This is a genomic window from Streptomyces sp. NPDC057654 (assembly GCF_042800135.1).
Classification (GTDB): domain Bacteria; phylum Actinomycetota; class Actinomycetes; order Streptomycetales; family Streptomycetaceae; genus Streptomyces.
The window spans coordinates 1-8,703 of the sequence record NZ_JBHVHQ010000321.1; the positions used below are offsets into that span (position 1 = coordinate 1).

Sequence of the window (8,703 nt, forward strand, 5' to 3'; positions counted from 1 at the left end):
GCGGCGGCGAGGGGTGCCGCCTCGGGCGGCTGAAGCGCTCGCGGCGGCCGCCGCCGCGCAGGCGGTCTGCGCCCCGGTCGTCGTGGTGCTGGCCGCGCGCGTCAGCCTCGTCGCCGTCCCCTGCAACCTCCTCGCGGAACTGGCGGTCGGCCCCGCCACGGTCCTCGGGTTCGCGGCGCTCGCCGCAGCGCCGATCGCGCTGCCGGCGGCACAGGGCCTGGCCTGGCTGGCGGGGTGGCCGGCGGGCTGGATCGCGTCGGTGGCCCGTACGGGCGCGGGGCTGCCCGGCGCGGAATTCGGCTGGCCGCAGGGGTGGGGCGGCGGGCTGCTGCTGGCGGTGGTCACGGGGGCCGCCGTGTTCGCGGCGCGCAGGGCGCTGCGGCACCCGATGCTGTGCGCGGCGTGCGCGCTGCTGCTGATCGTCGCGGTCGTCCGCCCCGCCCCGCTGACGCGGGCGATCACCGGCTGGCCGCCGCCGGGCTGGCGCATGGTCGCGTGCGATGTGGGCCAGGGCGACGCGCTGGTGCTGGCCGCCGGGCCCGGCAAGGCCGTCGTGGTGGACACCGGGCCCGAACCCCGCGCCGTCGACCGGTGCCTGAGAGACCTGGGCGTGGACATCGTGCCGCTCCTCGTTCTCACGCATTTTCACGCCGACCACACCGAAGGGCTGCCCGGCGCGTTGCGCGGCCGCGCCGTCGGCGCGATCGAGACGACGACGCTCGAAGAGCCGCCCGACCAGGTGGCGTCCGTGCGGCGGGAGGCGGCGGCCGGGCGGGTGCCGGTGATCGCTGCGGTGCCGGGGGAGCGGCGGCGCGTCGGGGGCCTGTCCTGGGAGGTGCTGTGGCCGCCGCCTACGTCCGGGCCCGCAGGGGCAGGGACAGGGGCCGAGGGCGGGCCCAATGACGCGAGCGTCACGCTGCTCGTCCGTACGGCGGGGCTGACCGTACTCCTGCTGGGAGACCTCGAACCGCCCGCCCAGCAGGCGCTGTTGGCGGCGCACCCCGAGTTGTCGGCGGTGGATGTCGTCAAGGTCGCCCATCACGGGTCGGCGTATCAGGACCCGGAGCTGATGCGCCGGCTGAGACCGCGTCTTGCCGTGATCTCCTGCGGGGCGCGCAACCTGTACGGGCATCCGTCGGCCCGTACGGTCGCGGCGCTGCGGGCCGGCGGGGCGGCCGTGCTGCGCACCGACACGGACGGGCCGGTCGCGGTGCTGAGGAACGGCTCCGGGGTGGTCAGGGCTGGGCGCAGGGGGAGTCCGGCTGGGCCCGCAGGTCGGCGCAGGGGACATGGCCGTAGGTCCGCATGGTGTTCTTCGCGGTGTCGCCGCTGAGGTAGGTGAGGAATTTGGCGGTGAGGGAGCCGTCTTTCGGAGGGCCGTAGGTGTAGAAGTTCTCGACCGCCCAGAAGGGATAGGTGTTTTGACGTACGCGCTCGATATCGGGTTCGCCGCCGTCCAGCAGGAGGCGGTTGACGTTCGGCTGTTTGGTGGCGGCGGACATCTCGCCGTAGCCGATGGCGCCCGGCACGCGGTTGACCTCGGCGACGAGCTGGTCGGTGCTGCTCAGCTCGCAGTTGACGAAGCGGGCGGAGGGGATGCGGTCCTTGTTGCGGCAGTCGTCGGAGGAGGCGACGGGTTCCGTGCCGCCGCGCAGCACCTTCTGCTCGAAGACCTTGCGGGTGCCGGAGTTGGAGGTGCGGCTGACGAAGCGGATTTCCTGGTTGTTGCCGTCGAGCTCGCTCCAGTTGCGGTACTTGCCCGCGTAGATCTCCCGCAGTTGACGCAACGTCAGGTTATGTATCCCGGTGTCCTTGTTGGCCACGACGCTGAAGATCACGACGCCTGCCGGCTGCCCCCGAAGCTGCTGGAAACTGCGCGGGGCGGGCCCGTCCGACACGGCGATGCGGGCGGGGGCATCGGGGTGGGCCTTGCCGCCGAGGCTGTTCAGCTCCTGGAGCGCCGTCAGGCTCGCGCTCTCCGTCACGGTGATCTCGGCCCCCGGGCACTGCCGCTCGTACGCGGTGCTGATCAGCGAGGTCACCCGGGCGAAGGCGGACGACCCGGTGACCGTGAGCCGTCCCGACGCGCACTCGCTGCGCGGCGGGCTGTCCGAGCCGCTGAGCTGGAGCCCGCCGAGCAGCCCGACCAGGATGATGAAGACCGAGCCCAGCGCGAGGCTGACCGGCTGCGGGCCGCGCCGCTGCGCGTTCCGCACGATCCGGCCGCCGCTGAGGAAGCCCTCCAGCGTGATGCGCTCCCCGGTCCCGGTGCCGGAGAGCAGGACGAGGAGCTTGAAGTGGTTGCGCTTGTTGAGCGGCACGCGGGGCAGGGTGAGGCGGCTGCCGTCGGGGCGCAGCCCGCCGTTGCGGGTCAGCATGGCCGCGAGGTTCGGCGGGTTGGAGTCCGGGACCTCCACCCCGACGACGGTGCGGCCCGCGAAGTCGACGGTCAGCGGCTCCTGGTAGTCCTGGCGGACGATGTCCTTGCTGCCGTCGTTCTCGATGCGCAGCAGTGCCAGCGTCGCGCCCGTGATCTCCCGGTCCGCCCGCAGCAGCCGCAACTGGACGACGCTGTGGGCGGCTTGCGGGTTCATGCCGATCGCCGTGTCCATCTGCACCCGGTAGCCGATCCGTTTGCGCCCCGGCAGGAACCGGTCCACGGCCCAGATCAGCGCGGTCGCCAGGAGTCCGGCGGCGGCGAGGATCGTCTCGGTGCTGGGCAGCGTCACGGGGTCCTCGCACGGGCGATCGGTCGGGCGTCGAGCGTTCGTATGCGAGCAATGTACGAACGCGCCACACGCCCCGGGCGCGTTTTCGCTCCCCGTCACCGGAGGTTCATCCCCCGTCCGCCGAAGTCCGTCGAAGGCCGCGCACTCCGCCGAAGTGCCCCGCCGGTGAGGCGGCCCGGCGGGCCCGTCACCTCAAGAGCCCTCCACGCGCGGGGCGTTGTCGAGCGGGCTCCTGGGACTGGTGTGGTGTTCGCGGATCAGCCGCAGCGATGCCTCGCGATCCCGGCGTTCGAGCGCGTCCACGATGTCGCGGTGCAGTTCGTGACGGTGCGCGATGTACTCGGCGAGGGGCTGTTCGCCGCCCGGCAGGACGCCGAGGGTGTGGGACTCGATGAGGTCGAGCAGGTTGTTGTAGAGCGAGCGGAGCAGGGCGTTGGGGCTGATGGCCGCGATCCGCGCGTGGAGCCGCCAGTTCGCGCGGACGAAGGCGACGGGGTCGGCGGCCTCCACGGCCCGCGCCATGACGTCGAGGTGCCCGCGCAGCTCGGCGAAGTCGGCCGGGGAGGCGTGCCAGAGGGCGTCCTCGATCAGCAGCGGATCGAGCGCGTCCCGGATGCGGACGGCTTCGGCGACGTCCGTCTCCTGCGCGTCGAGGGCGAGCATGGAGTTGCCCAGCCTGACCATCGGCGACGGCCGCGAGGAGAAGATCCCGCCGCCCGGCCCCGGACGGACGGTCACCAGACCGCGCGCCTGGAGGAGCCGCAGGGACTCGTTGAACGTCCCCGCAGAGACGGCGCACCGGCCCCGCAGCTCCTCCTTCGTGCCGAGCCGGGTGCCGGGCTCGGCATTCTTGGCCAGCTCGGCGATGCGGCCCGCGGCCTGTTCGGCACGGCCGGGTGCTGCGGGGCGGGCGGTGCTCACGGCGCTCCTCGACATAGCCGAATCTATTCATTATGGATATTACAACTACTCCCCCTTGACGCCATGAGGAACGGCGGCGCAGGATCGTCATAATCATCATGCTCAATTAGCGCCTGCGACGAGGCCCTTGGGCCTCTGCGGATTACGGACGAAGGAGCCCCGCCATGGCACTGCACCGTCTGATCTCCATCACCATGGGCGTCCCCAACGTCGCCGAGACGGCGGCCTACTACGCCGACCTCGGCCTCTCCCCGGACGGCGACGGCTGGTTCGCCACCCGCGACGGGGGCCGCCAGCTGCGCGTCGTACACGCCCCGACGCGCCGCCTCGTCGAAGCGCGCGTCGGCGTCGACGACCCCGACGACCTCGCCGCCGCGGCGCACCGGCTCGCCCGCCTCGGGGTGCCCGCCGAGACCGCCGACGCCTCACTGACCGCGTACGACAAGGCGACCGGGTTACGCGCGGTCCTCCAGGTCGTGCCGCGAGCGGAGCAGCCGGCGGCGGTCCCGGCCACGCCGTACAACGGGCCCGGACGCGTCGAGCGCGTGGACTCGCGCGCGCCGGGCACCCGGCGCTCCGGGGCGGTCCGCCCGCGCAAGCTCGGCCACGCCGTCGTCGGCACCACCGACTTCGACACCACGGCCGCTTTCTTCCGCGACGGCCTCGGGTTCAAGGCCAGCGACTACATCAAGGACTCCGGAGCGTTCCTGCGCTGCTCCACCGACCACCACAACATCCTCGTCCTCAACGCGCCCGTCACCTTCCTGCACCACACGTCCTGGCAGGTGGACGACGTCGACGACATCGGCCGCGGCGCGATGGCCATGCTGGAGGACCACCCGGAGCGGCACGTCTGGGGCCTGGGCCGGCACCACGCCGGGTCCAACTTCTTCTGGTACCTCAAGGACCCGGCCGGCAACTTCTCCGAGTACTACTCCGACATGGACTGCGTCGTCGACGACCAGTTGTGGAAGCCCGAGGTCTTCGAGGGCGCCAAGGGGCTGTTCAGCTGGGGTCCGCCGCCGCCCGCGTCCTTCGTGCGCCCCGAGGACCTCGCCGACCTCATGACCCGCAGCCACAGCGCGGCGGGATGACCGCGGCGATGGAAGCTCTCCGAAACGGGAGCCCGACGGGTCCCACGGGTCAGTGGCCGGCTTCCCGCCAGCCCTCGTACTCGGCGGCGAACTCGTCCAGCGCCGTCGCGTCGAGCCGCCCCGCCGGGTCCTCGATCACCACCAGCCACTGCGCGTCCTCGGCGTCGTCCTCGCCCGCCAGCGCGTCGCGGACGAGCTGCGGCTCCTCGCGCACGCCGAAGCGGTCCCCGAGGGACTCCGCCACCTCCTCCGCGGCATCGCGGTCGGGCAGCACCAGCACATGTCGTACGTCGCTCACCCCCACATTCTCCGGCACGCGCGGCGCTGTCGGTGCCGCATGGGATGCTGGACCGCGATGGCCAGGAAACCTTCCCCCGACGACCTGCTCGCCCCCGTCACGCTCGCGGTGGGCCAGGAGGATCTGCTCCTCGACCGCGCCGTGCAGCAGGTGGTGGCGGCGGCCCGCGCCGCCGACGCGGACACCGACGTGCGCGACCTCACCTCCGACGCGCTCCAGCCCGGCACGCTCGCCGAGCTGACCAGCCCGTCCCTCTTCGCCGAGCGCAAAGTGGTGATCGTCCGCAACGCCCAGGACCTCTCCGCGGACACGATCAAGGACGTGAAGGGCTATTTCTCGGCGCCCGCCGAGGAGATCACGCTCGTCCTGCTGCACGCCGGCGGAGCCAAGGGCAAGGGCCTGCTGGACGCGGCCCGCAAGGCCGGGGCCCGCGAGGTCGCCTGCCCCAAGATGACCAAGCCCGCCGACCGGCTCGCGTTCGTACGCTCCGAATTCCGCGCCACCGGCCGCTCCGCGACCCCCGAGGCGTGCCAGGCCCTCGTGGACGCCATCGGCAGCGACCTGCGGGAGCTGGCCAGCGCCTGCTCCCAGCTCGTCGCGGACGTCGAGGGCACCATCGACGAGGCCGTGGTGGCCCGCTATCACACGGGCCGCGCCGAGGCGTCCAGCTTCACCGTCGCCGACCGGGCCGTGGAGGGCCGGGCCGCCGAGGCGCTGGAGGCGCTGCGCTGGTCGATGTCCACCGGGGTCGCGCCCGTACTGATCACCAGCGCCCTGGCCCAGGGCGTACGGGCGATCGGCAAGCTGGCCTCCGCCCCGCGCGGCGCCCGCCCCGGCGATCTGGCCCGCGAGCTGGGCATGCCGCCCTGGAAGATCGACCGGGTGCGCCAGCAGATGCGCGGCGGGTCCGCGGACGGCGTCGCCGTCGCGCTGCGCGCCGTCGCCGAGGCCGACGCGGGCGTCAAGGGCGGCGGCGACGATCCGGAGTACGCCCTGGAGAAGGCCGTCGTCGCCGTGGCCCGCGCCGCCCGCGCCCGGAACCAGTAGCCGAAGCCCTGGCCGGACCCCGCTCCGTACATATCGAAGGCCCCGAGCCGCCTGGGGAAGACGGGCTCGGGGCCTTCGGATTCACGCTGTGTGCGCCGCACCCGCGTGGCGAACGCAGGCTCGTGTGCGGCGCGGTGCCCCAGTCAATGGCTGGGGCTTCCGGACCGGAGCGGTAGAGAGGGTCCGCTGAGTCCTGTCCGGCGGTCCCGGGGCACGCGCCCCGGGGTCAAGCTGTGGAACTACGGGAGGTCTCAGCCCTGGAGGGTGGAGATCCGCTTGGCCAGCGCCGACTTCTTGTTGGCGGCGGAGTTCTTGTGGATCACGCCACGGCTGGCGGCCTTGTCGAGCTTCTTGCCGGCGAGGGCGGCGGCAGCGGTGGCCTTCTCCAGGTCACCGGCGGCAACGGCCTCACGGGTCTGACGGATCGCGGTCTTGAGCGAGGACTTGACGGCCTTGTTGCGCAGGCGCGCCTTCTCGTTCGTCTTGTTCCGCTTGATCTGGGACTTGATGTTCGCCACGAAAGAGCCTTTTCAGGTTCGTCGGATTTCGATGAGTGCTTCGCGACCCCGGAGAGGGCACGAGGCACGGTGGACCAGGCTACCAGCAGGCTCTCCGGCCTCCCAAACCGGACCGAGGCCGCCGCTCATGGGACGATGGTGCGGTATGCCCGAGCCCCGCCTAGCCGCGCTCACCCGCGCTAGCCGCGTTCAATCACCGAATGGACCCTGCGTGCCCGCGACCCCTTCGAACGTGCCGGAGCCGAGCCGTACCGCCCCGGCTCTCATCCGTAACTTCTGCATCATCGCGCACATCGACCATGGCAAGTCGACGCTCGCCGACCGGATGCTCCAGCTGACCGGAGTGGTCGACCAGCGGCAGATGCGCGCGCAGTATCTCGACCGCATGGACATCGAGCGTGAGCGCGGCATCACGATCAAGTCCCAGGCGGTCCGGCTGCCCTGGGCGCCCACGGAGGGCGCGGAGCAGGGCGTCACCCATGTCCTCAACATGATCGACACCCCCGGCCACGTCGACTTCACCTACGAGGTCTCCCGCTCGCTCGCCGCGTGCGAGGGCTGCATCCTCCTCGTCGACGCCGCCCAGGGGATCGAGGCGCAGACCCTCGCCAACCTCTATCTGGCGATGGAGCACGACCTCACGATCATCCCGGTCCTCAACAAGATCGACCTGCCCGCCGCCCAGCCCGAGAAGTTCGCCGCCGAGCTGGCGCACCTCATCGGCTGCGACCCGTCCGACGTGCTCAAGGTCTCCGCCAAGACCGGCGAGGGCGTCGACGCGCTGCTCGACAAGGTCGTCGCCGAGGTCCCGGCCCCGGTCGGCGTCGCGGACGCCCCGGCCCGCGCGATGATCTTCGACTCGGTGTACGACTCGTACCGCGGCGTGGTCACGTACGTCCGGGTCGTCGACGGCCAGCTCAACCGGCGCGAGCGGATCCGGATGATGTCCACCGGGGCCGCGCACGAGCTGCTGGAGATCGGCGTCTCCTCGCCCGAGATGAAGGCCGCCGACGGCATCGGCGTCGGCGAGGTCGGCTACATCATCACCGGCGTGAAGGACGTACGGCAGTCCAAGGTCGGTGACACGATCACCTCCCTCAACAAGGGCGCCACCGAGCCGCTCGGGGGCTACAAGGACCCGAAGCCGATGGTGTTCTCGGGCCTGTACCCGCTGGACGGCTCGGACTACCCGGAGCTGCGCGAGGCCCTCGACAAGCTCCAGCTCAACGACGCCGCGCTGGTCTACGAGCCGGAGACGTCCGCCGCGCTCGGCTTCGGCTTCCGCGTCGGCTTCCTCGGCCTGCTGCACCTGGACGTGATCCGGGAGCGGCTGGAGCGCGAGTTCGGCCTCGACCTGATCGCCACCGCCCCCAACGTGGTCTACCGCGTGATCATGGAGGACGGGACCGAGCACACGGTCACCAACCCGAGCGAGTTCCCCGAGGGCAAGATCGCCGAGGTGCACGAGCCGGTCGTCCGCGCGACCGTGCTGGCCCCCAGCGAGTTCATCGGCTCGATCATGGAGCTCTGCCAGGCCCGCCGCGGCTCGCTGCTCGGCATGGACTACCTCTCCGAGGACCGCGTCGAGCTGCGCTACACCCTCCCGCTCGCCGAGATCGTCTTCGACTTCTTCGACCAGCTGAAGTCCAAGACCCGCGGTTACGCGTCGCTCGACTACGAGCCCACCGGCGAGCAGCAGGCGCAGCTCGTCAAGGTCGACATCCTGCTGCACGGCGACAAGGTCGACGCGTTCTCCGCGGTCACCCACAAGGACAAGGCGTACGCGTACGGGGTGCGGCTGGTCGCCAAGCTGCGCGAGCTCATCCCGCGGCAGAACTTCGAGGTGCCCATCCAGGCGGCCATCGGCAGCCGCGTCATCGCCCGTGAGACGGTGCGCGCGATCCGCAAGGACGTGCTCGCCAAGTGCTACGGCGGTGACATCTCCCGTAAGCGGAAGCTGCTGGAGAAGCAGAAGGAGGGCAAGAAGCGGATGAAGATGGTCGGCAACGTGGAGGTGCCGCAGGAGGCGTTCATCGCGGTGCTGTCCACGGACTCCGACGGTTCGGACTCCAAGAAGAAGTGACGCCGGGCGGGGA

General features: G+C 71.6%; 8 protein-coding genes. 4 read left to right on the forward strand and 4 right to left on the reverse strand.

Features of this window, described 5'->3' with window-relative positions; translation table 11 throughout:
* Positions 1 to 1,333, forward strand: a 1,333-nt coding sequence (locus tag ACFU99_RS22810; protein ID WP_384394800.1) for a ComEC/Rec2 family competence protein, incomplete at its 5' end; no start/stop codon positions are given.
* Here the strand turns inward: ACFU99_RS22810 and ACFU99_RS22815 are convergent.
* Complete coding sequence (locus ACFU99_RS22815; RefSeq protein ID WP_384394802.1) at positions 1,236 to 2,729, reverse strand: substrate-binding domain-containing protein; 1,494 nt, start codon at positions 2,727 to 2,729, stop codon at positions 1,236 to 1,238. The genes ACFU99_RS22810 and ACFU99_RS22815 overlap by 98 nt on opposite strands.
* Positions 2,730 to 2,921: 192 nt before the next feature.
* Positions 2,922 to 3,650, reverse strand: a complete 729-nt coding sequence (locus tag ACFU99_RS22820; protein ID WP_384394804.1) for a FadR/GntR family transcriptional regulator — start codon at positions 3,648 to 3,650, stop codon at positions 2,922 to 2,924.
* A gap of 164 nt (positions 3,651 to 3,814) precedes the next feature.
* On the opposite strand from ACFU99_RS22820, the gene ACFU99_RS22825 reads away from it, so the two are divergent.
* Entirely contained in the window at positions 3,815 to 4,744 is a 930-nt protein-coding gene (locus ACFU99_RS22825) for a VOC family protein (protein WP_384394805.1), read from the forward strand.
* A 49-nt stretch (positions 4,745 to 4,793) separates the two neighbouring features.
* Here ACFU99_RS22825 and ACFU99_RS22830 read toward each other — a convergent pair whose 3' ends face one another.
* Entirely contained in the window at positions 4,794 to 5,042 is a 249-nt protein-coding gene (locus ACFU99_RS22830) for a hypothetical protein (protein ID WP_363131756.1), read from the reverse strand.
* A 57-nt stretch (positions 5,043 to 5,099) separates the two neighbouring features.
* Between ACFU99_RS22830 and holA the strand changes: the two genes are divergently transcribed.
* Complete coding sequence (gene holA, locus ACFU99_RS22835) at positions 5,100 to 6,089, forward strand: DNA polymerase III subunit delta (protein ID WP_384394807.1); 990 nt, start codon at positions 5,100 to 5,102, stop codon at positions 6,087 to 6,089.
* A 251-nt stretch (positions 6,090 to 6,340) separates the two neighbouring features.
* On the opposite strand, the gene rpsT is transcribed toward holA, so the two are convergent.
* Positions 6,341 to 6,607 carry a 30S ribosomal protein S20 gene (gene rpsT, locus ACFU99_RS22840; RefSeq protein WP_384394809.1) on the reverse strand — a complete coding sequence of 89 codons (267 nt, stop codon included), beginning with the start codon at positions 6,605 to 6,607 and terminating at the stop codon, positions 6,341 to 6,343.
* Positions 6,608 to 6,818: 211 nt separating this feature from the next.
* Between rpsT and lepA the strand changes: the two genes are divergently transcribed.
* Positions 6,819 to 8,690, forward strand: a complete 1,872-nt coding sequence (gene lepA / locus ACFU99_RS22845; protein ID WP_384394811.1) for a translation elongation factor 4 — start codon at positions 6,819 to 6,821, stop codon at positions 8,688 to 8,690.
* Positions 8,691 to 8,703 lie beyond the last annotated feature (13 nt).